General features: G+C 68.3%; 29 protein-coding genes. 13 read left to right on the forward strand and 16 right to left on the reverse strand.

Going from position 1 to position 26633, the window contains the following annotated elements; all coding sequences use genetic code 11:
• Position 1: 1 nt before the first annotated feature.
• A complete protein-coding gene (locus AC1MBE_RS04665) occupies positions 2 to 895 on the forward strand; it encodes a DNA-methyltransferase (RefSeq protein ID WP_479781133.1) in 894 nt (297 codons plus the stop codon).
• Positions 896 to 959: 64 nt separating this feature from the next.
• Here AC1MBE_RS04665 and AC1MBE_RS04670 read toward each other — a convergent pair whose 3' ends face one another.
• Complete coding sequence (locus AC1MBE_RS04670) at positions 960 to 1568, reverse strand: MarC family protein (RefSeq protein WP_479782478.1); 609 nt, start codon at positions 1566 to 1568, stop codon at positions 960 to 962.
• Between the two features lie 8 nt (positions 1569 to 1576).
• The gene (locus tag AC1MBE_RS04675; RefSeq protein WP_479781134.1) at positions 1577 to 2422 is read right to left on the reverse strand and encodes a PHP domain-containing protein; all 846 of its coding nucleotides are present in this window, start codon (positions 2420 to 2422) and stop codon (positions 1577 to 1579) included.
• Between the two features lie 71 nt (positions 2423 to 2493).
• Between AC1MBE_RS04675 and AC1MBE_RS04680 the strand changes: the two genes are divergently transcribed.
• Positions 2494 to 4077 (forward strand): aminopeptidase P family protein, encoded by a 1584-nt coding sequence (locus AC1MBE_RS04680; RefSeq protein WP_479781135.1) that lies wholly within the window; start codon positions 2494 to 2496, stop codon positions 4075 to 4077.
• A gap of 111 nt (positions 4078 to 4188) precedes the next feature.
• On the opposite strand, the gene AC1MBE_RS04685 is transcribed toward AC1MBE_RS04680, so the two are convergent.
• A complete protein-coding gene (locus AC1MBE_RS04685; RefSeq protein ID WP_479781136.1) occupies positions 4189 to 5103 on the reverse strand; it encodes a YflT domain-containing protein in 915 nt (304 codons plus the stop codon).
• Positions 5104 to 5180: 77 nt separating this feature from the next.
• On the opposite strand from AC1MBE_RS04685, the gene AC1MBE_RS04690 reads away from it, so the two are divergent.
• The 3 genes from AC1MBE_RS04690 to AC1MBE_RS04700 are packed head-to-tail and all read left to right on the forward strand — an operon-like array spanning position 5181 to position 8347.
• The gene (locus tag AC1MBE_RS04690) at positions 5181 to 6464 is read left to right on the forward strand and encodes a magnesium transporter MgtE N-terminal domain-containing protein (protein ID WP_479781137.1); all 1284 of its coding nucleotides are present in this window, start codon (positions 5181 to 5183) and stop codon (positions 6462 to 6464) included.
• The gene (locus tag AC1MBE_RS04695; RefSeq protein WP_479781138.1) at positions 6445 to 7182 is read left to right on the forward strand and encodes a DUF1003 domain-containing protein; all 738 of its coding nucleotides are present in this window, start codon (positions 6445 to 6447) and stop codon (positions 7180 to 7182) included. The genes AC1MBE_RS04690 and AC1MBE_RS04695 overlap by 20 nt, the downstream gene beginning before the upstream one ends.
• Before the next feature lie 13 nt (positions 7183 to 7195).
• Positions 7196 to 8347 carry an Mrp/NBP35 family ATP-binding protein gene (locus tag AC1MBE_RS04700; protein WP_479781139.1) on the forward strand — a complete coding sequence of 384 codons (1152 nt, stop codon included), beginning with the start codon at positions 7196 to 7198 and terminating at the stop codon, positions 8345 to 8347.
• Between the two features lie 37 nt (positions 8348 to 8384).
• Here AC1MBE_RS04700 and AC1MBE_RS04705 read toward each other — a convergent pair whose 3' ends face one another.
• From AC1MBE_RS04705 to sigE, 3 genes are all read right to left on the reverse strand, one after another.
• A complete protein-coding gene (locus AC1MBE_RS04705) occupies positions 8385 to 8762 on the reverse strand; it encodes a twin-arginine translocase TatA/TatE family subunit (RefSeq protein ID WP_479781140.1) in 378 nt (125 codons plus the stop codon).
• Between the two features lie 102 nt (positions 8763 to 8864).
• Positions 8865 to 9998, reverse strand: coding sequence for a hypothetical protein (locus tag AC1MBE_RS04710; protein ID WP_479781141.1), 1134 nt, complete (start codon positions 9996 to 9998; stop codon positions 8865 to 8867).
• A gap of 8 nt (positions 9999 to 10006) precedes the next feature.
• Complete coding sequence (gene sigE / locus AC1MBE_RS04715) at positions 10007 to 10642, reverse strand: RNA polymerase sigma factor SigE (RefSeq protein ID WP_346959600.1); 636 nt, start codon at positions 10640 to 10642, stop codon at positions 10007 to 10009.
• A gap of 234 nt (positions 10643 to 10876) precedes the next feature.
• On the opposite strand from sigE, the gene AC1MBE_RS04720 reads away from it, so the two are divergent.
• Positions 10877 to 11509 (forward strand): O-methyltransferase, encoded by a 633-nt coding sequence (locus AC1MBE_RS04720; RefSeq protein WP_479781142.1) that lies wholly within the window; start codon positions 10877 to 10879, stop codon positions 11507 to 11509.
• Positions 11510 to 11574: 65 nt separating this feature from the next.
• Here AC1MBE_RS04720 and AC1MBE_RS04725 read toward each other — a convergent pair whose 3' ends face one another.
• The 4 genes from AC1MBE_RS04725 to AC1MBE_RS04740 form a co-directional block, all read right to left on the reverse strand.
• A complete protein-coding gene (locus AC1MBE_RS04725) occupies positions 11575 to 11742 on the reverse strand; it encodes a DUF3117 domain-containing protein (RefSeq protein WP_079550332.1) in 168 nt (55 codons plus the stop codon).
• 224 nt (positions 11743 to 11966) lie between these two features.
• Positions 11967 to 13235: a hypothetical protein gene (locus AC1MBE_RS04730; RefSeq protein WP_479782480.1), complete on the reverse strand. Its 1269-nt coding sequence runs from the start codon at positions 13233 to 13235 to the stop codon at positions 11967 to 11969.
• A 20-nt stretch (positions 13236 to 13255) separates the two neighbouring features.
• Entirely contained in the window at positions 13256 to 13666 is a 411-nt protein-coding gene (locus tag AC1MBE_RS04735) for a DivIVA domain-containing protein (RefSeq protein WP_479781143.1), read from the reverse strand.
• Positions 13667 to 13701: 35 nt separating this feature from the next.
• Positions 13702 to 14616 carry an LOG family protein gene (locus AC1MBE_RS04740; protein WP_479781144.1) on the reverse strand — a complete coding sequence of 305 codons (915 nt, stop codon included), beginning with the start codon at positions 14614 to 14616 and terminating at the stop codon, positions 13702 to 13704.
• A gap of 155 nt (positions 14617 to 14771) precedes the next feature.
• Here AC1MBE_RS04740 and AC1MBE_RS04745 point away from each other — a divergent pair, with 155 nt between their 5' ends.
• The 4 genes from AC1MBE_RS04745 to AC1MBE_RS04760 all read left to right on the forward strand — a co-directional run bounded on the left by AC1MBE_RS04745 (position 14772) and on the right by AC1MBE_RS04760 (position 18073).
• Complete coding sequence (locus AC1MBE_RS04745; RefSeq protein WP_479781145.1) at positions 14772 to 15527, forward strand: amino acid ABC transporter ATP-binding protein; 756 nt, start codon at positions 14772 to 14774, stop codon at positions 15525 to 15527.
• 88 nt (positions 15528 to 15615) lie between these two features.
• Positions 15616 to 16497, forward strand: coding sequence for a glutamate ABC transporter substrate-binding protein (locus tag AC1MBE_RS04750; RefSeq protein WP_479781147.1), 882 nt, complete (start codon positions 15616 to 15618; stop codon positions 16495 to 16497).
• A gap of 92 nt (positions 16498 to 16589) precedes the next feature.
• Positions 16590 to 17240 (forward strand): amino acid ABC transporter permease, encoded by a 651-nt coding sequence (locus AC1MBE_RS04755; RefSeq protein WP_479781149.1) that lies wholly within the window; start codon positions 16590 to 16592, stop codon positions 17238 to 17240.
• Positions 17237 to 18073, forward strand: a complete 837-nt coding sequence (locus AC1MBE_RS04760; protein ID WP_479781151.1) for an amino acid ABC transporter permease — start codon at positions 17237 to 17239, stop codon at positions 18071 to 18073. The genes AC1MBE_RS04755 and AC1MBE_RS04760 overlap by 4 nt, the downstream gene beginning before the upstream one ends.
• 101 nt (positions 18074 to 18174) lie before the next feature.
• On the opposite strand, the gene dapE is transcribed toward AC1MBE_RS04760, so the two are convergent.
• Positions 18175 to 19299: a succinyl-diaminopimelate desuccinylase gene (gene dapE, locus AC1MBE_RS04765; protein ID WP_479781153.1), complete on the reverse strand. Its 1125-nt coding sequence runs from the start codon at positions 19297 to 19299 to the stop codon at positions 18175 to 18177.
• Positions 19300 to 19370: 71 nt separating this feature from the next.
• Between dapE and dapD the strand changes: the two genes are divergently transcribed.
• Entirely contained in the window at positions 19371 to 20381 is a 1011-nt protein-coding gene (gene dapD / locus AC1MBE_RS04770) for a 2,3,4,5-tetrahydropyridine-2,6-dicarboxylate N-succinyltransferase (protein ID WP_479781155.1), read from the forward strand.
• Between the two features lie 65 nt (positions 20382 to 20446).
• Positions 20447 to 21298: a hypothetical protein gene (locus AC1MBE_RS04775; RefSeq protein ID WP_479781157.1), complete on the forward strand. Its 852-nt coding sequence runs from the start codon at positions 20447 to 20449 to the stop codon at positions 21296 to 21298.
• A 14-nt stretch (positions 21299 to 21312) separates the two neighbouring features.
• On the opposite strand, the gene AC1MBE_RS04780 is transcribed toward AC1MBE_RS04775, so the two are convergent.
• From AC1MBE_RS04780 to fdxA, 5 genes are all read right to left on the reverse strand, one after another.
• Complete coding sequence (locus tag AC1MBE_RS04780; protein WP_479781159.1) at positions 21313 to 21924, reverse strand: hypothetical protein; 612 nt, start codon at positions 21922 to 21924, stop codon at positions 21313 to 21315.
• A 59-nt stretch (positions 21925 to 21983) separates the two neighbouring features.
• On the reverse strand, positions 21984 to 22622 hold the full coding sequence (locus tag AC1MBE_RS04785; RefSeq protein WP_479781161.1) for a TetR/AcrR family transcriptional regulator: 639 nt from the start codon (positions 22620 to 22622) through the stop codon (positions 21984 to 21986).
• A gap of 173 nt (positions 22623 to 22795) precedes the next feature.
• Positions 22796 to 24079, reverse strand: a complete 1284-nt coding sequence (locus AC1MBE_RS04790) for a citrate synthase (RefSeq protein WP_479781163.1) — start codon at positions 24077 to 24079, stop codon at positions 22796 to 22798.
• A gap of 231 nt (positions 24080 to 24310) precedes the next feature.
• Entirely contained in the window at positions 24311 to 25459 is a 1149-nt protein-coding gene (dapC, locus tag AC1MBE_RS04795; protein ID WP_479781165.1) for a succinyldiaminopimelate transaminase, read from the reverse strand.
• A 12-nt stretch (positions 25460 to 25471) separates the two neighbouring features.
• A complete protein-coding gene (gene fdxA / locus AC1MBE_RS04800) occupies positions 25472 to 25798 on the reverse strand; it encodes a ferredoxin (RefSeq protein WP_056737938.1) in 327 nt (108 codons plus the stop codon).
• A 152-nt stretch (positions 25799 to 25950) separates the two neighbouring features.
• Here fdxA and AC1MBE_RS04805 point away from each other — a divergent pair, with 152 nt between their 5' ends.
• Positions 25951 to 26202: a putative acetyltransferase gene (locus AC1MBE_RS04805; RefSeq protein WP_479781167.1), complete on the forward strand. Its 252-nt coding sequence runs from the start codon at positions 25951 to 25953 to the stop codon at positions 26200 to 26202.
• Positions 26203 to 26633 lie beyond the last annotated feature (431 nt).

Here is a 26633-nt window from a genome sequence, read left to right on the forward strand (position 1 = left end):
TATGACTGACACCGTCTGGGCGCCGGACGGCAGCAACCTGGTGGTTCACGCGGACAACGCGGAGTACCTCCCGACGCTGCCGGACGGCGCCTTCACACTCATCTATGTGGACCCGCCCTTCAACACCGGCCGGGTCCAGAGGCGCCAGGAAACCAAAATGGTGCTTAACACCGGCGGCGAGGGCGACCGGGTCGGATTCAAGGGCCGGTCCTACGACACGATCAAGGGCGCGCTGCACAGCTACGACGACGCCTTCAGCGACTACTGGTCCTTTCTGGAGCCGCGGCTGGTCGAGGCCTGGCGGCTGCTCGCCGACGACGGCACCCTGTACCTGCACCTGGACTACCGCGAGGTGCACTACGCCAAGGTCATGCTGGACGCGATCTTCGGCCGCGAGTGCTTCCTCAACGAGATCATCTGGGCGTACGACTACGGTGCCCGGGCCAAGTTCCGCTGGCCGACCAAACACGACAACATCCTCGTGTACGTGAAGAACCCGACGAAATACCACTTCGACAGCGCCGAGGTGGACCGTGAACCGTACATGGCCCCCGGGCTGGTCACGCCGGCCAAGCGCGAACTGGGCAAGCTGCCCACCGACGTCTGGTGGCACACCATCGTCTCGCCCACCGGCAAAGAGAAGACCGGCTACCCGACGCAGAAGCCGGAAGGCCTGATCCGGCGGGTCGTCGCGGCCTCGAGCCGGCCCGGCGACTGGTGCCTGGACTTCTTCGCCGGTTCCGGCACGCTCGGCGCCGTGGCCGCCAAGCTCGACCGGAAATTCGTCTGCGTGGACCAGAACCAGGCCGCCGTCGACGTGATGGCCAAACGGCTCGCCGCGCACGCCCACTTCACGGCGCTGCCGGGCACCCAGCCCCCGGTCCTCCCCCACTGACTCGCAGTTGGAGCCCTTTGAGGGGGCAAAACGGCACCTGCTGCAAGTCAGTTGGGCGGCGCGGTCAGCTCCAGCTCTTCACGAAGGCGTGCACGGCGTCGGCGATCATCTGCACCGCAATCGCGGACAGCAGCAGGCCGGCGATCCGGGTGACCAGTTCGACGCCGTTCTCGCCCAGGGCGCGCTGCACGACGCCGGCGAAGCGCATCGCCAGGTACAGGGACGCCAGCGTCACGGCAATGCCCAGCCCGACGGCGAGATACTGCGCCATGCTGTTGGAGCGCTGGACGAACACCATCACCGCGACGATCGCGCCCGGGCCCGCCATCAGCGGAGTCCCCAGTGGCACGAAGGCAACGTTTTTGTATTTGGCCGCGTTCTCCTCGCCGCCGGTGGAGCCGGTGAGCAGCTGCAGCGCGATCAGCACGAGCAGCAGGCCGCCGGCACCCTGGAGTGCGGCGAGCGAGATGTGCATGTAGTTCAGGATGGACTGCCCGAAAATCGCGAAGGTCACGATCACGCCGGTGGCCACGAGCAGCGCCTGGAGCGCGGAGAGGTTGCGGTCCCTCGCGTCCATCTGGGCCGTCAGCGACATAAAGATCGGCACTGTCCCGGGCGGATCCATGATCACGAACAGCGTGACGATCACGGAGGCCAGGAGCTGAAGGTCGATCCACTCCATCAGCGCACCACGGAAGTTCCGGTGCCCAGTTCCTCGATCCGGGCAAGCACCTCGGGGTCGGTCAGGTTCTCGCCCAGCAGGTTCGGCTTGCCGGTCCCGTGGTAGTCGGAGGAACCGGTCACCAGCAGGCCGTGCCGTTCGGCGAGCCGGCGCAGGAAGGCGCGGCCCTCCTCCGGGTTGTCCCGGTGGTCGATCTCCAGCCCGGCCAGCCCGGCGTCGATCATTTCCCGGTAGGTGCGGTCCCCCACGATCCGTCCGCGGGCGGACGCTACGGGGTGCGCGAACACCGGCACGCCGCCGGCGTCGCGGACCAGTTCGACGGCGTGGGCGGGGTCCGGTGCGTAGTGCTGCACCCAGTACCGGGAGCGCGAGGTCAGGATTGATTCGAAGGCTTCGGTGCGGTCATCGACCACACCCGCGGCCACGAGGGCGTCGGCGATGTGCGGCCGGCCCAGGGTGGCGCCCGGCGCGACGTGATGGATGACGTCGTCCCAGGTCAGGGGATAGTCCTCGGCGAGCAGGCTGACCATCCGCTCGGCCCGCGTGAAGCGGGCGTCCTTGGCCTTGGTGATCTCCTCCAGCAGGCCGGGGTGGGCCGGGTCGTGGAGGTAGCTGAGCAGGTGGACGCTGATGCCTTCGCTGGTGCGGCAGGAGATCTCCATGCCGGGAACCAGGCTGATGCCGAGTTTCCGCGCGGCGGCGGCGGCCCCGGCCCAGCCGTCGGTGGAGTCATGATCGGTCAGGGCGACGACGTCGAGCCCGGCTTCCGCAGCGGACGCCATCACCTCCGCGGGCGCTTGGGTGCCGTCGGAAACATTCGAGTGGGCATGCAGGTCAATCCTCACCTCCCCAGCCTAGTAGATCCGCCGCCGCGGCTTGTTGGCCTAAGCCGCGGCGCTGGTGAGACTATGGGACGGTGAACGATGCAGATAACACCCAAGTCTCCGCTTCCCAGCCCCTCGACGAGCGCGTCAACAACCGCTCGCAGCGGCCCAGCTCCGATGCCTTCAAGGCGTTCATGGCCAGCAACTGGGCCCCGTCCCGGCAGCAGCTGCCCGAACTGGACGCCGTCGCCGGCCACGCCGCCGCCCGCCGCCGGGCCATCTCAGAGTTGTTCAAAGGTGAACGACTGGTCATCCCGGCCGGGCCGCTGAAGGTCCGCTCCAACGACTGCGACTACCGCTTCCGTCCGCACTCGGGCTTCGCCCACCTCACCGGCCTGGGCCTGGACCACGAGCCTGACGCCGTGCTGATCCTGGAGCCCGCCGACGAGGGCAAGGGCGACGACGGCAGCCACCACCGCGCCACCCTGTACTTCCGTCCGCTGGCCGGCCGGGACACCGAGCAGTTCTACGCCGATTCGCGCGCCGGAGAATTCTGGATCGGCGCCCGGCCGACCCTCGCGGAATTCCAGGCCAAGCTCGGCCTGGAAACCGCCGACCTGAGCGAACTCGAACTCGCCATCACCAAGAACGTGGGCGCCCCGGAAATCGGCGGCATCTCGATCCGGCTGGTGCGCAAGGTGGACGAGAACATTGATGCGCTCGTGGACACCGCCCGCTACAACACCGCCAAGGACCCGGAGAACCTGGACCTCGGCGTGCTGGATGCCCTCGACGAGAAGCTCAGCGAGGCCCTCTCCGAGCTGCGCCTGATCAAGGACGACTGGGAAATCGAGCAGATGAAGACGGCCGTGGCCGCCACGGTGGAGGGCTTCACCGAGGTGGTCAAGGCCCTGCCGCGGGCCCTCACCCACCGCCGCGGCGAACGCGTGGTGGAGGGTGCGTTCTTCGCCCGGGCCCGCGAGGAGGGCAACGAGCTGGGCTACGACACCATCGCCGCCTCCGGCAACAACGCCACCGTGCTGCACTGGACCCGTAACACCGGCAAGATCAACGCCGGCGAGCTGCTGCTGCTGGACGCCGGCGTCGAGGCCGACTCGCTGTACACCGCGGACATCACCCGCACCCTGCCGGCCAACGGCACCTTCTCCGAGATCCAGCGCAAGGTCTATGAGGCCGTGCTCGATGCCGCCGACGCCGGCTTCGCCGCCGCGCAGCCCGGCACCAAGTTCCGCGACATCCACACCGCGGCCACCACCGTGCTGGCCGAACGCCTCGCCGACTGGGGGCTGCTGCCGGTGTCCGTCGAGGAAGCCATCAGCACCGAGGGCCAGCAGCACCGGCGCTGGATGCCGCACGGCACCAGCCACCACCTGGGTCTGGACGTGCACGACTGCGCCCAGGCCAAGCGCGAGCTGTACCTGGACGGAATCCTGGCACCGGGGATGGTCTTCACGATCGAACCCGGACTGTACTTCAAGGAGGAGGACCTCGGCATCCCGGCGGAATACCGCGGGATCGGCGTCCGGATCGAGGACGACATCCTGATGACGGCGGACGGCCCGGTCAACCTGAGTGCCGCGCTGCCCCGCAAGGCCGACGACGTCGAGTCCTGGATGGCGGGCATCTACCAGGAAATCGAGGCCCAGCTGCCCTAGCAACGGGGCACGAAGAAGGGGAGGGCCGCCGGTGATTGATCCGGCGGCCCTCCCCTTCTTACTTACTCTTTTCTTGCTGCGGCTCGCGGCGAAACTCTCGTGCCGGTGCTCCTAGCGCCGTTCTTCGCCGCGCTGTTCGTCCTGCTGCGTTGCGTCCTGCTGCGCCGGCCCCTGCTGGGTGTGCGGGGCGTTGTCGGTGACGCGGACGCCGTACTGCGGGCGGCCGTCGGGCAGGTCCGGGTAGCTGACACCGGAGGGACGGACCGGTTCCGGTTCCTGTTCCTGTGCGGCGGCACCGCCGGCGGCCGGCTGCTGGCCGGCGTCGGTGGTCCGCTGCCCGTACGGGTCGCTCCAACCCGCCGGGCGCTGCGGCATCTGCCCCTGTCCCGGCTGCCCGTGTCCCGGCTGGCTCTGCTGCGGCTGGCCCTGCTGCTGTTGCGGGCCGGGCTGCTGGGGTCCCTGCTGGAACGGCTGGTGCTGGTGGTCTTGCTGCTGGTAGCCCGGGGCGGAAGCATCGTGCTGGGTCATCGGCAGCTGGTGCAGCAGGCGCCGGGCCTCATGGGCGGCTTCGAAGGCCACCACCACGTCATAGTTCGTCGCCACCACCTGGCTGGTGGAGGTGAAGTCACGCTTCCCGCGCTGCATCGCGTAGGTGACGATGCCGAAAAGCATAAAGAACGCCGCCCCCATCAGCACCGAGGTCACAATCGAGAAGTAACCGCCGGATTCAGAGAAGAAGGAGAGCATAACGCCCACGAACAGGCCGAACCACATGCCGCTCAGCGCGCCGGAGAGCGCCACGCGGGGATATGTGAGCCGGCCGGTGACGCGCTCGACCATCTTCAGTTCGTTGCCGACGATCGAGACCAGCTGCACGGGAAACTGCTGGTCCGCCAGGTAGTCCACCGCCTTCTGGGCGTCCAGGTAGGAGTTGTAGGAACCGACGGTGTCCCCCTTGGGAACAGCGCGGGACTCGTCCGTCCCACCGGGAACGCCGGCCTTTGGACCACCAAAAATGTTTGACATACGCCCATTCTCGCCCATGCAGCTGGGCGGCGCCTGCAAATTCAGCGAAAAGAGAGCGGACTCGGTAGCCTGTAGGTGTGAGCACAACTCTTTCGCGGGTATTTGTCGCGCGCCTCCTCGGACTGGACGTCTTCGACCCCTTGGGCGACCGTCTGGGCCGGCTGCGCGACGTCGTGGTGCTCTCACGCGGCAACCGGGGCGCCCCGCACGTGGTCGGCATCGTCGTCGAGGTCCCGGGCAAGAAACGAGTGTTCGTGCCGATGACCCGCATCACCTCGATCGACCAGACCCAGGTCATCTGCACCGGGCTGGTGAACCTGCGCCGCTTCGAACAGCGCGGCGCGGAAATGCTCGTGGTCGCCGAAATGTTCGACCGCCGCGTGACCCTCGCCGATGGCAGCGGCGACGCCACCATCGAGGACATCGCGATGGACCGGCACCGCTCCGGCGACTGGTTCGTCAGCAAACTCTTCGTCCGCCGCGGCCACTCGCTCTCGCCCCTGAGCCGGCTGCGCCGCAACGAGACCATGATCATCGACTGGGCCGATGCCCAGCAGGGTGCCCGCACCGAGCCCCAGGCCGCCACCGCGTTCGTCGCCACGCACGAGGACCTCAAGCCCGCCGACTTTGCCGAGGCGCTGCAGGAGATGAGCGACAAGCGCCGCTTCGAGGTGGCCAGTGAACTCCAGGACGAACGCCTCGCCGACGTGCTGCAGGAAATGCCGGAGGGCGACCAGGTGGAGATCCTCTCCGCCCTCGACGTCGAGCGCGCCGCCGACGTGCTGGAGGAGATGGACCCCGACGACGCCGCCGACCTCCTCGCCGAACTGCCCAGCGCGCAGGCCGAGGAACTGCTGCAGCTGATGGAACCCGAAGGCGCCGAGGACGTGCGCCGCCTGCTCGAATACGACGAGGACACCGCCGGCGGCCTGATGACCCCTGTCCCGGTCATCCTGCCCCCGGAAGCGACCGTCGCCGAGGCCCTCGCCCACGTCCGGCGCGAGGAGCTCTCCCCCGCGCTGGCCTCCTCGATCTTCATCGCCCGGCCGCCGCTCGAGACGCCGACGGGGCGGTTCCTCGGCGTCGTGCACATCCAGCAACTGCTCCGCTATCCGCCGCCGGAACCGCTGGGCAACCTCGTGGACAAGAACCTCGAACCGGTCTCGGACCAGGCCCACATCAGCGAGGTCGCGCGCGCCCTCGCCACGTACAACCTCAACTCACTCCCCGTGGTCAACGACGACGGCCGGCTCGTCGGGGCGGTGACTGTTGATGACGTGCTTGATCATCTGTTGCCCGATGACTGGCGCGCCCACGAGGACGACGCCCCGATAAGGAAGCTTGGAGGCCGCATTGGCTGATATCAGCACGCAACGGAACTCCAACGTCCGCCCGGGAGCACGGACCACCGGCAGCCTCGACACCCCGCTGAGCGGCCGGCAGCGGATCCTGCCGAAATTCTCCCCCAACCCGGACGCGTTCGGCCACGCCACGGAAGGCTTTGCCCGCTTTATGGGCACACCGCAGTTCCTCGTGTACATGACGGTGTTCGTGGTCGTCTGGCTGGGATGGAACACCTTCGCTCCGCTGGAGTGGCAGTTCGACTCGCGGGCCCTCGGCTTCACGCTGCTGACCCTGATGTTGTCGCTGCAGGCGTCCTATGCCGCCCCGCTGCTGCTGCTCGCGCAAAACCGGCAGGACGACCGGGACCGCGTCTCGCTGCAGCAGGACCGCCAGCGCGCCGAACGGAACCTCTCCGACACCGAGTACCTGACCCGGGAGCTGGCCTCGCTGCGCATTGCCCTGCGCGAAGTCGCCACCCGCGACTACGTCCGGGCCGAGCTGCGCAGCCTGCTTGAGGACATGCTGGAGGCACAGGAGGAACTACGCAGCCACGACCCGTCCGCCGGCGTCCAAGAGTCCCCGCGCGAGAAGGTCAGGGAAAAACTCAAGGAACGCCGCGACAAACAGCGCAGCCCCCGAACCCAGCAGATCCCCCGCGTCCGGAGCGACGCCAGGACCGAGGGCGGGCCGGACAACCCGGAACCGTCCGCCCCACGCACCCTCCCCGAAAGCTGAGCCACACCCCGCAATGAGCACCCCGCACGGATCAGCCCCGGCCTCCGCCCTGGAACAGGCCGTGCACGCGGCACTGGCCACCGTGATCGACCCGGAACTGCGCCGCCCCATCACCGAACTCGGCATGGTTGAGGCGGTGGACGTCTCCGACGGCGGCCGGGCATCGATCACCGTCCTCCTGACCATCGCGGGCTGCCCGCTGCGCGGCACCATCACCGCTGACTGCGAGGCGGCGCTGGCCGCCGTGCCGGGCGTCACCGCCGTCGACGTCGAGCTCAAGGTCATGAGCCAGGAACAGCGCGATGCGCTCAAGGAGCGGCTGCGCGGCCCCGGCGGGCAGCGCGGCATCCCGTTCAATGCGCCGGGCTCCCTGACCAAGGTGTATGCCGTGGCGAGCGGCAAGGGCGGGGTGGGAAAATCCTCGGTGACCGTGAACCTGGCCTGCGCCTTGGCGGCGCAGGGGCTCCGGGTGGGGATCGTCGACGCCGATGTGTACGGTTTCTCGGTCCCGGCGCTGATGGGCATCAGCCAGGCACCCACCCGGGTGGATGACATGATCCTGCCGCCGGTGGCCTACGGCGTCAAAGTCATCTCCATCGGCATGTTCGTCACGGGCAACCAGCCGGTGGCCTGGCGCGGGCCGATGCTGCACCGCGCCCTGGAGCAGTTCCTCACCGACGTCTACTTCGGCGACCTGGACGCCCTCTTCCTCGACTTGCCGCCCGGCACCGGCGACATCGCCATCTCCGTGGCCCAGCTGCTGCCCAAGGCGCAGATCCTGGTGGTCACCACGCCGCAGGCCGCTGCCGCCGACGTTGCCGAGCGGGCCGGGGCGATCGCGGTCCAGACCGGCCAGTCGGTGGCCGGCGTGGTGGAAAACATGTCCTATCTGGAAATGCCCGACGGCGGCCGGATGGATCTCTTCGGCAGCGGCGGCGGCGCCGTGCTCGCCGAACGGCTCACCGCCACGGTCGGCGCCGAGGTGCCGCTGCTGGGCCAGATCCCGCTCGACATCCTGCTGCGCGAAGGCGGTGACAGCGGGGTCCCGCTGGTGCTGGGCCGCCCCGAAACGCCGGCAGCGCAGGCACTGGCCGGCATTGCCGGCAAGTTGGCATCCAGCCCGCGCGGCCTCAAAGGCATGTCGCTGGGCCTGCAGCCGCGCTGACGCGCGCCGGCCCCGCTCCGGCCCGACGACTTCCCGCTTAGGTGGCCTCGGAGTCGAACGGCGCGGCCGCACCCTCGGGCAGCCGTTCAACCACCCGTGCGGGGCGGTGCTCCTCGGCGGTGGCGACCGCCGCGGGTGCCCCGGCACTTACGGGCTTGGAGTCGTCCTCCAGGAGCGCTTCCTTGATTATCCGCCGCGGGTCGTACTGCCGGGGATCGTATTTCTTCCAGTCCACATCGTCGATGTCGATGCCGACTTCTTCCTTGATCTGCTCACGGGCGCCGGATGCCATCCGCCGGACTTCCTTGACGATGTTGGCCAGCTTCTGGGTGTATTCGGGCAGTCTGCTGGGGCCGATCACCAAAAGGCCGATGATCAGCAGAAGTATGAACTCCGGTCCGTTGATTCCAAGCACTCTAGGAAGATTACCCTCTCACGCCGGTGCGCGGCGATTCGGCCAGGACGCCGCTGCGGCCAGACCGGCGGACCCCGCCAGGGAGCGGGAGGGCGCGTCGCATCATCGGGCGAACAGCTCCACGATGCGCTCCAGGCCGCGCTCCAGCCGGTCGGGCACCGCCTCGGTGTTAGGCCGTGCGGCGGCCTTGGCGGGGCGCGCGTGCACCAGGGCGCCCACGCCGTCGTCGGCCTGTTCCGCCGGGAGTTCGGAGATGTACGTAAAAGTGGCTGCCGGGGTCCGGTAGATGGCCCGGAAGGGGCCCTGCCGGTTGACCCAGAGGTCCCCGGCCGGCAGGGCCGGACCGCCCGCCGCGGCCGTGTCCAGCGGCGCCGCGACGAAGCCGTCCTCGGTGGCAGGGTGCCCGGTCAGCACGTTGACCGGCGGCGCAGCGGCCGGCTGGCCCGCGCCGTGCCGGGCGGCCGCCGCGCCGGAGTGGTCCGCGGCGCCGCCGGCATGCTGTTCCAGGACCGTGGCGAAGTGCCGGCCGTCGGTGAGGCGAAGCTCCAGGACCTCGGAGCCGTCGGCGACGCCGCCACGGGCCCAGACGAGGTGGTAGCCCAGCTCCCGCAGTTCCGGGCACGCCCAGCCGCGGGCACGCAGTTGGGCGAGCTGCCCGGCGGTCAGCGACCCGGCGGGCGCGACGTCGGGTCCGCTGCTGAGTTTCCATGCGGCCCCGGCGACGCTCTCGGCGGACAGCGCCGGGCCGGCGTCGCTCCGGGCGGCGAACGCCGAGGTGAACGCCTCATCGGCGGGCAGGGCCGTCTCGCCGCCCATCAGGTAGGCGGCGCCGCCCATCAGGACCCCGCCCGCAGCCACTGCGCCGGCGATCCGGACGGAGAGCCGCAGCGACCGCCCCCGGCGCGGCACGCCCCGCTGCGGGGCCGCCGGAGGCCGCGGTTGCGCGGGAGCACCCTCGGCCGCAGCGTTCTCCTGTCCGGCGGCCAGTGCACCGGTGCGGGCCAGCAGGCGGGCAGTCAGGTCCTCGCTGGCGGCGGGCACAGCCGCACCGCGGAGCCGTTCGAGGTATTGGCGTTCGCGCTGCTGCCGCTCGCGGCACGCAGTGCACCGCTCAAGGTGTTTGCGGTGCCGCTGCTGGGCCCTGCCGCCCGGCTGCGCCGCGCGCCGGGTGCGCCGCGGCCTGCGGCCGAAGTATTCGCACGCAAGGCCACCCAGGAAGTGCTTCAGTTGACCCATTGCCCGGTTCAGAGGAGGCCGGCGATGCGCGGCATCTTGAGCCGCGGCTTCAGGGACTGCTTCGATGCCGGCTGCGGCCGGGGGTCGCGGTGCGCAAGCTTCTCGCGCAGCATCGTCCGTCCGCGGTGGATCCGGGACCTGACGGTGCCGAGCTTGACGTCCAGCGCCACGGCGACCTCATCGTAGGACAAGCCTTCCAGATCGCACAGCACCACCGCGGCGCGGAAATCCGGCGGCAACTCCTCCAGGGCGGCCTGCACGTCCAGGTCCAGGTTGTTGAATTCAAAGCTTTGTTCCGGGCCGGGCTCGCGGCCGGGAATGCGCGATTCCGCGTCTTCGGCCAGCGCGTCGAAGCGGATCCGGCTCTTGCGCCGGGCCTGGTCCAGGAAAAGGTTGGTCGTGATGCGGTGCAGCCAGCCGTCGAGAGTGCCGGGCTTGAAGTTCTCCAGCGAGCGGAAGACGCGGACGAAGACTTCCTGCGTGAGGTCCTCGGCGTCGTACTTGTTGCCGGTGAGCCGGTACGCCAGGCGGTAGACCTTGGCGGAGTGGTTGGTCACCACCTCTTCCCACGTCGGCCTGACCCACTCGGCCTCGGCCGTGGGCTGGGACTCATCAGTTACAGGGACAGCTGCCAGAACCGACATTGTCCACTCCCCTCGCGGATGGTGCTTACGCCTGGATGGCACTTGCTGTTGCAAGCTCCTACACCCCTAATTCGGCGCCGATCACCACGCGGATGAGCGGATAACCATCATTTCAAAATAAGCTGGGAATTTCCTGACGTCGCCTGTTCTTCCGCCCACGGCGGAACGCCGAAGAGCCTGCAGAACACAGTACGCTGTATGAAACACTCCCCTCCTGCCCGGAAAGCGATACCCATGAGCGCCGATAAGTCCACGAGCTGGTCCTACGCAGAAGATCTGCCTGCCGAGGACGAGGTTCTGTTGCACGCGCGCGAACGGTCTTTCGAACTGGGCGTCACCCCGATCGGGCCCGGCGTCGGCGCCGTCCTGACGGTCCTCGCCGCCGCTTCGAAGGCGCAGACCGCGGTGGAAATCGGCACCGGCGCCGGCGTCTCCGGCGTCTGCATCCTGCGGGGCCTCGGCCCGCAGGCCGTCCTGACCACGATCGACGTCGACGTCGAGCACCTGCGCGCCGCCCGTGAGTCCTTCCAGGAGGCCGGCAGCCCGGCCAACCGCACCCGCACCATTTCCGGCCGCGCCGGTGACGTGCTGCCGCGCCTGACGGACGGCGCCTACGACCTGGTGTTCATCGATGCGGATAAGCCCAACTACCCCAGCTACGTCGAGCAGGCCATCCGGCTGCTCAAGTCCGGCGGCCTGCTGATCGTCAACGACGCCCTGGATAAGGACCGGGTTTCCAACCCCGCGGCCCGCGAGGCAACCACGGTGGTGCTGCGCCAGATCGGCAAGTCCATCCGCGACGACGACCGTCTCGCCTCGGCCATGCTGCCCACCGGCGACGGGCTGCTGGTGGCCGTCAAGAAGTAGCCCCGGACGCGCCGAAGGGGCCCGCCGCCGTCAGGCTGCGGGCCCCTTCGAGAGCGACGAAGAAGCTATTCGGTAACGCCGACCAGGCATTCCTTGAGGTTTGTCGCTTCTGCAGCGTTGAGTTCGACCACAAGCCGTCCCCCGCCTTCGAGCGGAACCCGCATGATCAGGCTGCGACCCTCTTTGGTCACTTCCATAGGGCCGTCGCCGGTGCGTGGTTTCATAGCCGCCATGAGGAATATCCCCTCCAGTAGTCCCGTGACTTACCAGCCCGGCCGGGCTGTGTCCGCTTGGTCAAACAAGCCGCCCGGCGGCGATGGAGCAGCCGCCGTGGCTCAACACTCAGTTTTCCTTAGCTTATGGCCCATTATCCCGTAATTACGCGCTTGTAGCTAATCGATGGACTTTCCCAGGCCCCACGGAATGCCGCATTCCCGGTCCGCAAAGGTGTTCGGGGTCACGGCGGATAGTCGCCGCCGCCGGGCAGCTGGGCCCAGGCCCAGAGCCACACAACCCACACGACCTGGAGCAGAAAAAACATGATAACAACGGTCCCGCGGTAGGCGCGGGAGCGTGAAACCAGGGCCGCGCCGAGGGCCAGCGGGAACAGCGGCAGGAGCATCCGGAAGGTGCTGGTCTGCGGGTGCAGGAACACCAGCAGATAGCCCACGTAACAAACGCACCAGAGCCGCAGTTCCGTGCCCAGCGCGGCAACCGGCCGCGACATCATCAGCAGGACGAAGGCGGCGACGAAGACAAACGGCGCCAGCAGTCCGAGGACGGGTCCGAACAGCTGGACGCCGGTATCGAACCACGGTTTGAACGGCACCAGGTCGTGCCCGCGCCACACGGTTTCGGTCTTGGTGTAGGCCTGGAGGTCGCCGGTGAGCACCCAGGCGACGGCCGGCCACAGCAGCGCGCCGACGCCGCTGGCCGCGGCGAGGCCCGCCAGGGACCACAGCTCGGCGGGGCTGTGCCGCGCACCGGCCGGCGTGCCGTAGTGGCCGTGTTGGGCATCGACAGCGGGCCGGCCGCGGAACCGCGCGACAAGGTGCGGATAGACGCGGTACAGGAACAGCAGGCCGGCCATCGCAGCGAACGGCACGCCCGTGGGCCTGGACAGGCACATCAAGAGCACCACCGGAATGGCCCGGAGGTAGCGCCGGCGCACCACCAGCAGCAGGGCGCCGGCCAGCAACAGCAGGTTCAGCGACTCCGCGTACGGCACCTGCAGCACCGCCGCGACCGGAAAAGTGCTGAAGAACAACACGCCCGAGAGCGCGGTGCGGTGGGTGGCCTTAACCCGGAACAGACGGTAGACCACCAGGGAGGCCGCCAGGCCGGAGAGCATGGCGATGACAGTCAGCGAGGCCGCGGGCGCGATCCCCGTCAGCCCGGTGAGCGAGCGGCCCAGCAGCGGGAAAAGCGGGTAGAAGGCCCAGGCGTTCTCCTGGACGTTGCCGGCGTCGTCGGTTGGCAGTTCGGTGGGATAGCCGTTGCGCAGCGCCTCGCCGTACCAGCGCGCGTCCCAGATGTTGATGAAGTTCCAGTAGTCCGGTTTCGCCGGAAACCAGGGGTTCACGCCCTGGTGCAGGGCTGCCGCCATGAAGATGCAGGCACTGACCAGGCGGGCGGCGAGGTAGAGGCCGCCGACCTGCAGCCACCACGGCCAGCGGGCGGCGTGGGTGCCGGCAGCCGTAATTCGGCTCCACACGGCAGAGTTCAGGCCGTCCTGTGCGGTGGAGTTCACGGGGCCGCGTCCGGCGCCGTGGCCGGGTTAGATTCCGGCTGGGCGCGTTCCGGCTGCGCGCGTTCGAGCTGGGCGGGTTCCGGCCGGGCGCGTTCCAGTTCCGCGCGGAGGCCGGCAATTTCGCGGTCCTTCCGGGCGATCTGGTCGCGGAGCTCGTCGAGAACCTGGTCCACCTGGTCCATCCGGTAGCCCCGCACGCCGACGGCGAACCGGACCTTCTCGACGTCGGCGGGTGCCGCATCGGCGGGCAGCAGCACGGCCGGCAGCGAGGCCACCGGCTCGTCGAAGCCGTCGTTGAAGGGCTGCTCTCCGGCGCGGCGGCGGAAGATCCGGGAGGCCAGGTCGGTGCCGACAAGGATGACGACGGCGGCCAGCACGATCGCCACGAAGACCAGGAAGAAACTCACAGCTCCATCGTGCCAGACGCGGCCGTGCGGGCTGCTCAGCCCCGCGGGCCGTTGCCGCCGGTGCCGGCGCCGTTGTTTCCGGAGCTGCCGTTCCCAGCGCTGCCGTTCCCAGTACTGGGGTTGTTCCCGTTCGGGTTGCGGTGGCGGGCGGCACCTTCGACGATGAGCTCGACGGCGAGCGCAGGATCGTCGACCACCTGCACCAGGTCGAGGTCTTCCTCCGACATCATGCCCTCGGCGACCAGGGTCGTCTGGATCCATTCCAGCATCGGGCTCCAGAACGCGGTCCCGATCAGCACGATCGGGAACGAGGTCACCTTGCGGGTCTGGACCAGGACCATCGCTTCGAAGAGCTCATCCAGGGTGCCGAGGCCGCCGGGCAGCACGATGAAGCCCTGCGCGTACTTCACGAACATGGTCTTCCGCGCGAAGAAGTACCGGAAGTTGATGCCCAGGTCCACCCACTGGTTCATGCCCTGCTCGAAGGGCAGCTCGATCCCGAGGCCCACCGATACGCCGTTGCCCTGGACCGCGCCTTTGTTGGCCGCTTCCATGGAGCCGGGACCGCCGCCGGTGATCACGGCCAGCCCTGCTTCGGCCAGCCTGCGGCCCACCTCGACGCCCAGCTCGTAGTTGAGGCTGCCCGGCACGGTCCGGGCCGAGCCGAACACACTGACCGCCGGGCCGAGGTCGGCGAGGGCGCCGAAGCCTTCAACGAATTCGCTCTGGATCCGCAGTACCCGCCACGGGTCGGTGTGCACAAACTGCCCGGGGCCCTTGGTGTCCAGCAGCGTCTGGTCGGACATCGTGACCCTGGCCGCCTTGCGGCGCAATTCCAGCGGACCCTTGTGCCGGATCCCGTTGGCCGGCGCGGCGTCCCGCCGCCCGGAACCTGCCTTCGTCGCGGGGTCCTGGTCTTCGGTGGGCTGCGGCTCGGTACTCATGCCCATAGGCTAGCGCGGATCGGCAGCCCCGGCGCCCCGGCACGTCGGCCTTGTTGGACCGGGCGGCAGGACCCTGACCTGCGGATATCTCTTGGGTCACGATGTGGACCAACTCCGAGTGATTGCGGTCATATTCCGCTAATGTTCGCTAGATTCTTCTTATGACTACTCAAGTGCCCGGCGATGCCCTCGTCTCCCTGAATGCCGTGAACAAGCATTACGGCCAGTTGCACGTCCTCAAGGACATCAATCTGAACGTCCGCAAGGGAGAGGTCGTTGTTGTCATCGGCCCCTCGGGCTCCGGCAAGTCAACGCTCTGCCGTGCCATCAACCGGTTGGAAACCATCGACGACGGCGTCATCAGGATTGACGGCAAGGAACTGCCCGAGGAAGGCAAGGAGCTGGCGAAGCTGCGCGCCGACGTCGGGATGGTCTTCCAGTCCTTCAACCTGTTCGCGCACAAGACGATCCTGGAAAACGTCACACTCGGCCCGATCAAGGTCAAGGGTGCGTCCAAGTCCGAGGCCGACAAGGACGCCATGGCACTGCTGGAGCGCGTCGGCGTCGGGCACCAGGCGCCGAAGCTGCCGGCCCAGCTCTCCGGCGGGCAGCAGCAGCGCGTCGCGATCGCCCGCGCCCTGGCCATGAAGCCGAAGGTGATGCTCTTTGACGAGCCCACCTCCGCGCTGGACCCGGAAATGATCAACGAGGTCCTCGACGTCATGATCCAGCTGGCCAAGGAAGGCATGACGATGATCGTGGTCACCCACGAGATGGGCTTCGCCCGCAAGGCAGCCGACCGCGTGGTGTTTATGGCCGACGGCCAGATCGTCGAGGACGCGACGCCCGAGGAGTTCTTCACCAACCCGAAGAGCGACCGGGCCAAGGACTTCCTGTCCAAGCTCCTGACCCACTAAGCGCTCCCGGCCTGAACCCCCGTTCCCGATTTTCCGCAGAGTTCGCATCCAGGCTGCCGTGAGGCAGCCGACCAATGAAAGGAATGTCATGATGGCATTTTTGACCCGAAGGAAATCCCTTCTGGTTGCCGCATCGGCAGCTTTGGCCCTGAGCCTGAGCGCGTGCGGCGGCAGCTCCTCCACTTCCAACCCGCCCGTAGCCGAGAAGCCGAGCTTCGCCGCCGACAGCACCATGGCCAAGCTTTCCTCCGCCGGCAAGGTCACCATCGGCACCAAGTTCGACCAGCCGCTCTTCGGCCAGAAGGGCCTCGACGGCAAGCCGGTCGGCTTCGACGTTGAGATCGGCAAGCTGCTCGCCGCGAAGCTGGGCATCTCCGCCGACAAGATCGAGTGGGTCGAGACGGTTTCTGCCAACCGCGAGCAGTTCATCAAGCAGGGCAAGGTTGACCTGATCGTCGCCACCTACACGATCAACGACAAGCGCAAGACCGAAGTCGACTTCGCCGGCCCGTACTACGAGGCCGGCCAGGCGCTGATGGTGAACAAGGACAACACCTCGATCACCAAGCCCGAGGACGTCAAGGGCAAGAAGGTCTGCTCCGTGACCGGTTCCACCCCTGCCTCGACCATCGTGGAAAAGTACGGCGCCGTCCTGGTCCCCGCCGCCACCTACTCCGCCTGCCTTGAGCCGCTGCGCAACAAGCAGGTTGAAGCCATCACCACCGACAACGTCATCCTGGCCGGGTTCGTCAACAAGGAGCCGGACGCCTTCAAGCTGGCCTCCGACGAGACCTTCACCAAGGAGCCGTACGGCATCGGCCTGAAGAAGGACGACAAGGTCTTCCGCACCTGGATCAACGACCAGCTGGAAGCCTTCGACAAGGACGGTTCCTACAAGAAGGCCTGGGAAGCAACCGCCGGCGCTGTCATCAAGACTGCTCCGAAGCTCCCCACGATCGACCGCTACTAATCCGGATGTGGCGGCCGCCGGTCCTCCTGCGGCCCGGCGGCCGCCACTGTCCTGGTAACGCTTGAACCCCCTCAACGCAGCTGAAGGAACTTATGGACGTCATCATTGAAAGCCTGCCCCAGTACTGGGACGGCTTTCTCAGAACCCTCTTCCTGGCAGTGGTCTCGGGAATTATCGCCCTCGTTTTCGGCACCCTGCTCGCGGCTGCCCGGGTCTCCCCCATCGCCGCCCTGCGCGGCTTCAGCATGGCCTACGTGGAGATTGTCCGGAACACCCCGCTGACCATCGCGTTCTTCTTCGCCGCTGTGGTGCTGCCCCGCCTGGGTGTCACGTTCCAGCAGTTCGAAATCGCGGCCATCATCGCCCTGAGCGCCTACACCTCGGCCTTCATCGCCGAAGCCGTCCGCTCCGGCGTCAACAGCGTCCCCGTGGGCCAGGCCGAGGCGGCCCGCAGCATCGGCATGCAGTTCGGCCAGGTGCTCTCCCTGATCATCCTGCCGCAGGCCCTGCGCACGGTGATCCCGCCGTTGATCAATATCCTCATCGCCCTGGTGAAGAACTCCTCCGTGGCCGGCGCGTTCTATGTGCTGGAACTCTTCGGCTACGGCAAGCAGCTGGCCAACGACCACGGCGATGCCGTGATGTGGGTCCTCGTTGGCGTCGCGTTCTTCTACCTGCTGATTACCGTCCCGCTTGGTTACCTGGCCAACGTGGTTGAACGAAAGGTGGCGATCGCACGATGAGCTCAGTTCTCTACGACGTCCCGGGTCCCAAGGCCCGCCGCGTTTCCCTGATCGGCTCGGTCATCGGCGTGCTGGTGATCGGCGCCCTGCTGGTCCTGGCCGTGATGACCCTCGCCCAGCAAGGCATCTTCGAGGGCCAGCGTTGGGCCATCTTCAGCCAGGCCGACGTCTGGACCCTGATCGCCAACGGCATCGGTGCCACGCTCAGTGCCGCCGCGGTGGCTGCCGTGATCGCCTTCCCGCTGGGGCTGCTGCTGTGCCTGATGCGCATCTCCGACGTAGCCTGGATCCGGGTTCCCACCCGCATTGTGCTGGAGTTCCTGCGCGGCATGCCGGTGGTCCTGATGATGCTGTTCGTGCTGCTCGTCTTTGCCACCAGCTCCTTCGTCGCCGTTGTGGCGGGCCTGGTGCTGTACAACTCGGCCATCTTCGCCGAAATCATCCGCGCCGGCATCCAGTCGCTGCCCAAGGGGCAGCGTGAGGCCGGCCTGGCGATCGGCCTGACCAGCTTCCAGTCGCGGCTGACCATCGAACTGCCGCAGGCCATCCGCCGGATGCTCCCCTCGCTCGTGGCCCAGCTGGTGGTGCTCCTCAAGGACACCTCGCTCGGGTACATCGTGGCCTACGGCGAGCTCCTCCGGGCGGTCCAGGTCATGGCCGACTTCCTGGGTCCGCAGTACCTCTTCCCGGTGTTCTTCGTCGCCGCGGCCATCTACATCGCGATCAACCTGGCGGTCTCCCGCCTCGCGATCTGGATCGAGCGGCGCGGATCCAAGAAGGCCGCCGGCGGCATGGCCCACGTCCCGGTCGCCGGAACCGCCCCGGCCAAGTAGGCCGCCGCGGACACCACGCGCCAACGCAAGAGGTCCGGAACCCCGTCGGGTTCCGGACCTCTTGCGTTGGTGCTTTCCTGGGCCGAAGAAGTCCCGGTGAACTACACGCCCAGCCAGCTCCGCAGCGCCCGCAGGCACTCGCGGACCGCGTCGGCGTCGACGTGCTCGTCGTCCTTGTGCGCCAGCAGCGCGTCGCCCGGCCCGAAGTTCACGGCGGGGACTCCGAGTTCGCTGAACCGCGCGACGTCGGTCCAGCCGTACTTCGGCTTCGGTTCCGCGCCGACGGCGGCGACGAAGGAAGCGGCGGCGGGGTGGTTCAGGCCGGGACGGGCCCCGTTGGCCCCGTCGGTGCGGACCAGCTCGAAACCGGCGAGCAGTTCGCGGACGTGCTCCTCGGCCTGCTCCATGGATTTGTCCGGCGCGAAGCGGTAGTTGATCTCCACGACGCAGCGGTCCGGGATGACGTTGCCGGCGGTGCCCCCGTTGACCCGCACGGCGTTGAGGCTCTCCCGGTAGTCCAGTCCGTCGACCGTGACCGTCCGGGGTTCGTAGGCGGCCAGTCTGGCGAGGATGGGCGCCGCGGCATGGATCGCGTTGCTGCCCATCCAGGCCCGCGCCGAGTGGGCCGCCTCGCCGACGGTGATGGCCTCGAAGCGGATGGTGCCGTTGCAGCCGCCCTCGACGGTCCCGTCCGTGGGTTCGAGCAGGATCGCGAAGTCACCCTCCAGCAGGCCGCCGTGGTTCCGCACCAGCCGGCCGAGGCCGCTCTTGACGCCCTCGACTTCCTCATGGTCATAAAAGACGAACGTGACGTCCTTGTCCGGCTCCGCGCCGCCGTCGAACATTCCTGCCGCGAGCGCGAGCTGCACCGCGACGCCGCCCTTCATGTCGGTGGCACCGCGCCCGTACAGGATGCCTTCCCCCGGCGCCCCGGAGGGCCAGTACGAGGGGACGGTGCCGAGCGCGCCCTCGGTGGTGGGCAGCGGAACGGTGTCGAGATGCCCGGCGAGGATGACCCGCTCGCTCCGGCCGAGGTTGGTCCGGGCGATCATCGCGTCGCCGTCGCGGGTCAGCTCGAGCTGCGGGATGGCACGCAGGGCATGTTCGACGGCGTCGGCCAGCCGGCGTTCGTCTCCGGAGACGCTGAAAATGTCGATGATGTCCGCGGTCAGCAGGGCAACGTCCTGGCGCAGGTCCAGGCGGGCAGGCGAAGTATGCTCAGTCACCGTTCCACTGTATATGCCGGCCGCCCGTCACCGGTTTCAGGGAGCGCGGGGGCCGTCTATAGACTTGACCCATGACTGAAACCGCTTCTGCTGCCGTGCCCGCCGACGCCCGCTCCGCCTACGGATACGGGGTCGCGACCATCGCCACCCGTAACGGTGAGGCCACCGTGCTGGACGTCTGGTTCCCGGCGCCGGCGCTCGGAACCGCGGCGGAAAACCTGCGCGACGTCGCCAACGCGGACCAGTCGCTGCTGGACATCGCCGCCCATGGCGCCGACGCCGACCGCGGCACCGAACAGAAGGTCGTTTTCGCCCAGATCCACCTCGACGAGGCCCCGGCCGACACCGCGGACGCGTACCTGCGCCTGCACCTGCTCTCGCACCGCCTGGTCAAGCCGAACAGCATCAACCTGGACGGCATCTTCGGCAAGCTGCCCAACGTCGTCTGGACCAACTTCGGCCCCGCCGCCGTCGAGGACTTCGAGCTGACCCGTGCCCGGCTGCGCAAGCGCGGCGCCGTCACCGTCTACGGCGTGGACAAGTTCCCGCGGATGGTCGACTACGTCATCCCCTCCGGCGTCCGGATCGCCGACGCCGACCGGGTCCGCCTAGGCGCGCACCTGGCCGAAGGCACCACGGTCATGCATGAAGGGTTCGTGAACTTCAACGCCGGCACGCTCGGCACGTCCATGGTTGAGGGCCGCATTTCCGCGGGCGTCGTGGCCGGTGACGGCTCCGACGTCGGCGGCGGCGCCTCCATTATGGGAACCCTCTCCGGCGGCGGCAAGGAGAAGATCTCCCTGGGCGAGCGGGTCCTGCTCGGTGCCAACTCCGGTGTGGGCATCAGCATCGGCGACGACTCCGTCGTCGAGGCCGGCCTGTACGTCACGGCCGGCACCCGGGTGCGGGTGGCCGGGCCGAAAGACGACGACGGCGAGGACACCAGCCGGATCGTCAAGGCCGTGGAGCTCTCCGGCGTCCCGAACCTGCTCTTCCGCCGCAACTCCTCCACCGGCGAAGTGGAAGTACTCCCGCGCCAGGGACAGACCGTTGAGCTCAACGAGGCTCTGCACGCCAACTAGGCACCGGCGGACAACCGACCGGCTAAAGCATGGACCGGCCCTGGCGGGCCCGAGGGAGTAGTTACGTGGCACGCAGAGGTGGCTGGCGCCGTCGCATCGTGCTGTTGCTGGCCCTGGCCATGGTGGCGGGCGCCATCTACACGGCGGTGGGCTTCCTGCAGCGCTCCGAAACGCTGATCACCGAACGCTGCACCGCGGTAGGCGCCGGCGGCGAGGACCTGGCCACCGACCAGGCCGCGAATGCCGCGCTCATCAGCGCCATCGCGGTCCGGCGCGGGTTGCCCGCGCGCGCGGCGAGCATCGCCCTGGCCACGTCCATGCAGGAATCGAAGCTGCGCAATATCGGCCACGGCGACCAGGCGGGCCCGGATTCGCGCGGCCTGTTCCAGCAGCGCCCCTCGCAGGGCTGGGGCACCGAGGCGCAGGTGATGGATCCGTACCACGCCACCAACGCGTTCTACGATGCGCTTGAAAAGGTCCCGGGTTACCAGGTCATTCCCATCACCGAGGCCGCGCAGCGGGTCCAGCGTTCGGCGTATCCGGGCGCCTACGCCCAGCACGAGCCCATGGCCCGTGCCTTCGCGTCGGCTCTGACGGGCCAGACCGCCCAGGGCGTGGACTGCTCGCTGCGCAAGCCGGAGGCTGCCGGGGACGCCGGCCAGGTCCGGCAGCGGCTGACGGCCGCGTTCGGCGCCCTCCCGGCGACGGCGGCCGGCCGGACGGTGACGGTCCAGGCCCAGGACACCCGGGCGTGGGCGGTGGCGCAGTGGGCGGTGGCCAATGCGAAGGCCTTGTCCATCACCGAGGTCCGGGTGGACGGGCAGCACTGGTCGCGGCTCTCGCGCGATGGCTGGCAGGCAGCGGACGTGCCGGCGGGGCAGGTCAGCATCACGGTAGCCGAAAAGCCGGCGCCCTAACCGCCGGCGCGGTCTCAGACCAGCAGCTCGACGACCGGCTGGACGTAGCTGCGGAACAGCTCCGGCTCGGACAGCAGGGCCGAGCTCATGATGATCTTGTCCGGCTCCAGGTACCAGGCCCGAGGTTCGGCGAGGGGAAGCTCGATGATGGTCAGGTCGAAGTCGCGTGCGGCCCGGCCGACTTCCAGCAGCCGGTCGTCCACCATGTCGGCGAGCAGCTGCGTGGCGCCGCTGGCGTCCCGCTCCGCTTCGAGCGCCAGGTACTCGCCGCGGCGTTCCCGGGCCCAGCTGAGGGCGGCGCCGAAGTGGGCCTGAAGCACGCGCCGGAGGGCCGGGGAGTTGCCGAAGGCGTGGAACCCGGGCGGTCCCAGCTCGGGCTCCATCTCCGGGTGGGCCTTGAGCAGTTGCGCCCACCACGCCTCCCATTCGGTCTTCAGGGCCGGCATGCCGCCGACCTCTTCGATGAGGTGGGTGTGGTCGGAGGACCGGATCTTCGGGGCCACGTGGCAAAGGGCCGGGTGGCCTGCGGTGTCCAGACCGGCAGCGTCGCGGACGTAGAGCGCTATGAGCATTGGACCTGAGGTGTCCATGGTAATTCGCCAGCCGGGACCGCCTGTGTGGTGCATCCGATTTGCCTCCCTTGGCATGACGTACTTGTCCAGTCTATTCCTGAAGGTAGCGCACGTTAATGGCTGGCAGCGCGGCCGGCCAGGCTCGCCAGGTGGGCTTCCAGTACATCGTGGCACATTTGCGCAGTCATCCATTCCGGCTGCAGCAGGGCGTGCATCGTCAATCCGTCCAGCGTGGCCAGCAGCCGCTCGGCCTCGGTGACCAGTTGCTGCTGCCCGGCGCCGTCCGCGGCCCCGCCGTCGTCGGCCAGGTCCATCATCAGCCGGCCTACGACGGCGGCTACGGTGCGGTGGCTGCGGTCGGCTTCGGCCGCGAGGAACGGCCTGGTCCGGGCCGCGTTTTTGAAGGCCATCCAGACGCAGGCATCAACGGCCCGCTCCTCGTCCAGCGGCAGGAATTCCCCCAGCAGGGTTAACACGCCGCGGCGGTGTTCGGCCGACCCCGGGGCTGTCCCCGCCAGCCGGGCCTCGGCGGCTTCCAGGCGGCCGGCCACCCGGTCCACCACAACGCCGAATGAATGGGCCAGGAGTTCGTCGCTGCTGGCAAAGTAGTGCCGCACGGAACCCACGGCCAGCTCGGCTTCGTCGGCCACTTCGCGCAGCGAGGCCCGCTCGAGGCCGTCTGCCGCAACGATCCTGAAGACGGCTTCAACAACTTCCTGACGCCGCAAAGCGGCGTCGACAAATTTGGGCATTGGTCCTTTTTAGCACGGATGTGCCCCGGTGCCGGCGCTCCACGCCGATCCCACGGGCAACTCCAGCACCACGAACGCCGGCCCCGGGGACTCTGGAACCGGGGACTCGGCACGCACGACGCCGGCCGCGCACCTCGAGCGTGAGGTGCGCGGCCGGCGTCGTGCGTCCCGCCTTAGAGCGCGGGGTAGTTCCGTTCCGGTTCCCCAGTGTAGAGCTGGCGCGGGCGGCCGATCTTGGTGTTCGGGTCGCTGATCATTTCGCGCCACTGCGCGATCCAGCCCGGCAGGCGGCCGATCGCGAACAGCACGGTGAACATCTTCTCCGGGAAGCCCATGGCCTTGTAGATCAGGCCGGTGTAGAAGTCCACGTTCGGGTAAAGCTTGCGCTGGATGAAGTAGTCATCCTGCAGGGCCTTTTCCTCGAGGCGCAGCGCGATGTCCAACAGTTCGTCGTTGCCGCCGAGCTTGCTGAGGATCTCATGCGCGGTGGCCTTGACGATCTTGGCGCGCGGGTCGTAGTTCTTGTAGACCCGGTGCCCGAAGCCCATCAGGCGGACGCCGTCTTCCTTGTTCTTGACCTTCTCCATGTAGTCCTCGGGCTTGATGCCGTCGGCCTGGATCTGGCGGAGCATCTTCAGCACGGCCTCGTTGGCGCCGCCGTGGGCGGGGCCGAAGAGGGCGTTGATGCCGGCCGAGACGGAGGCGAAGAGGTTCGCGTTGGAGGAACCGACCAGCCGGACCGTGGAGGTGGAGCAGTTCTGCTCGTGGTCCGCGTGCAGGATGAGGAGCAGGTCCAGGGCCTTGGCGACCACCGGGTCCACCTCGTACTGCTCGGCCGGGAGGCCGAAGCTCAGGCGCAGGAAGTTTTCCACCAGGTTGTGGGAGTTGTCCGGGTACAGCATCGGCTGGCCGACGGACTTCTTCAGCGCGTATGCGGCGATGACCGGCATCTTGGCCAGCAGGCGGTAGGTGGACACCTCAACCTGCTCGGCGTTGAACGGGTCCAGCGAGTCCTGGTAGAACGTCGACAGGGCGGACACGGCCGAGGACAGCACCGGCATCGGGTGCGCGTCGCGGGGGAAGCCGCTGAAGAAGCCCTTGAGCTCTTCGTGCAGCAGGGTGTGGTGCCGGATCCGCTGGTCGAAGGCTTCCAGCTCAGTGGCGGTCGGCAGGTTGCCGTAGATCAGCAGGTAGGAAACTTCCAGGAAGCTGGAGTGCTCGGCGAGCTGCTCGATCGGGTAGCCCCGGTAGCGCAGGATGCCGGCGTCGCCATCGATGTAGGTGATGGCCGAGGTGGTGGCCGCCGTGTTCATGAACCCGGGGTCAAAGGCAACGGCGCCGGTCTGCTTCAGCAGCTTGGAAACGTCGTAGCCTTCGTTTCCCTCAACAACCTTGATGCGCGGGAGCTCGAGCTCGCCGCCCGCATGACGCAGGGTTGCGCTGGTGGTCTCAGTCATGGATTCTCCTCATGAGGCATCGGGGCCCCTGTTGAAAGCTTGATCCAACATCTGGTGAGGCCGCCCACGGAACCTGTATCTGGACACGGATTCCAACGGCTGCGCTGCCTTCTTGTGGAAAGCCACCATTGATAGTCAGTTAAAAACTACCGCCAGTTCGCGGGTGGCACTAATCCGGAGGGTCTCCAAAGCGACCAAATCCCGCATCTTGTGGCCCGCATCACAGCTTTGTTACGGTCCCGTAGCCAGCCGCTCGACGGCGGCGTCGATCCGTTCGTCGCTGGCGGTCAGCGCCACCCGGATGAAACCGTTGCCGGCGTCGCCGTAAAAGACGCCGGGGCCCACGACGATCCCGCGGTCGGCGAGCCTGCCGACCGTGTCCCAGCTCGCTTCGCCCGCGGTGGCCCACAGGTAGAGCCCGGCGCGGGATTCGTGGATGGCCAGCCCGAACCGCTCCAGGGCCGGGACGATCCGTTCCCGCCGTCCGCGGTACAGGTCTTTCTGCGCCGCCACGTGGTTGTCGTCCCCGAGGGCCACCCGCATGGCTTCCTGGACCGGGTAGGGCACGATCATGCCGGCGTGTTTGCGGCTGTTCACCAGGTTCGCCATGATGGCCGGGTCACCGGCGACGAAGGCGGCCCGGTAGCCGGCGAGGTTGGACTGCTTGCTCAGCGAGTAGACCGCCAGCAGGCCCTCGTGGGAGCCTTCCGCGACCTGCGGGTCGAGGATGCTGGGGACCGGCGCGCCGCCGCGCTGGACGTCCCATTCGCCCCAGCCGAGTTCGGCATAGCACTCGTCCGAGGCGACGACCGCTCCGAGTTCCCGGGCCTGGCGGACGATCCGCTGCAGCGACGCGGCGTCGCGGACGCTGCCGGTGGGATTGGCCGGCGAGTTGACCCAGACGAGCCGCACGCGCGACCGGGTTCCGGCGTCGAGCTCATCCAGGTCGTCCGCGGCGACGTGCTCGGCCCCGGCGAAGGTGGCCCCGATGTCGTAGGTGGGGTACGCGACGGTCGGGCGGACGACGACGTCGCCGGCTTTGAGGCCCAGCAGGAACGGCAGCCACGCCACCAGTTCCTTGGATCCGACCGTGGGCATCACGTTCTGCGGGTCCAGGCCGGGGACGCCGCGGCGGCGTCCGAACCAGGCCGCGATGGCTTCGCGGAGCGCCGGGGTGCCGTGCACCGTCGGGTAGCCGGGGGCGTTCGCGGCCGCCTTCAGCGCTTCCTGCACCAGCGCCGGGGTGTCGTCGACCGGGGTGCCGATGGAGAGGTTGGCCACTCCCCCGGGGTGCTCCGCGGCCCGCGCTAGATACGGGGCCATGGCTTCCCACGGGTAGTCGGGCAGACTGAGGCCGAAGCTGCGCAGCGCAGGTGTCACCGGGGCGCCGTCCTAGTTGTCTTGGTTCTGCGGCGGCAGCGCAGCGATCATGGGGTGGTCCGTGTGGGTGTTGCCGATCTTGGCGGCGCCGCCCGGGGAACCGAGCACGTCAAAGAACTCGACGTTGGCCTTGTAGTAGTCGGCCCATTCCTCGGGGGTGTCATCCTCGTAGTAGATGGCCTCCACCGGGCAGACCGGCTCACAGGCGCCGCAGTCGACGCACTCGTCCGGGTGGATGTACAGGGAGCGCTCACCTTCGTAGATGCAATCGACGGGGCACTCTTCAATACATGCCTTGTCTTTGACATCTACACACGGCTGCGCGATTACGTACGTCACGTCCCTGGCCTCTCCACGTTGGTTCCGGCATCCCGCCGGTTATTGCTCCCGGCCTGAGCGCCGGGCTGCTGACTTCCGACCCTATTATCTCCCAGTCTGATCCCGCGAACCTAGCCGGGCGTCACAGAGCCCGCGCGTCCTACTATGAATTGGTGAGTTCATTGATCCCCCAGCCGCACCAGTTCCTCTCCGACGCGCCGCTGGGCACCCGTGTGGTGGTGCGCTACCGGATCGAGGGCGGTCTCCTCACGGACGCGCTCGGCGAACTCGTGGGAAGGGCCGACGGCGGCTGCACCGTCCGCACCCGCCGGGCCGACGTCGTCATTCCGCTGCGGCTGGTCGTGGCCGCCAAGGCGGTGCCGCCGGCCCCGCCGCGCCGTCCCCCGGGACATGCCCTCCCCTAGCCCGCCCCGCGCGGGACATGCCCTCCCTGAGCGTTGAGCAATGGACATAGTGCCCTTATGCCCATCCTTGGCCTCGTGGGTGGGGCATGCTCCCTCCAGGCCGAGCTTGGCCGCGGAGCATGTCCATCGTTGGCGGGCGGCATCCCGGGCTGAGGTGCCCTGCGCGGGACATGCCCTCCCCGAGCCCACCCCGCGGGACATGCCCTCCCTGAGCCCTGAGCAATGGACATAATGCCAATATGCCCATCCTTGGCCGCACAGGCGGAGCATGCCCCCTCCCCGCTGGCCCCGGCCACGGAGCATGTCCACCGTTGGCGGCGAGCGCGGCACATGTTCCCGGGAGGGTGCCGGGCCGGCGAATGGGCGCGCCGGAACCTACGGCGCCGGCACTCAGGCAGCCCAGAAGATCGGCTTCAATGCCTGGACACCCG

It is taken from the genome of Arthrobacter sp. BG5, from assembly GCF_056680155.1.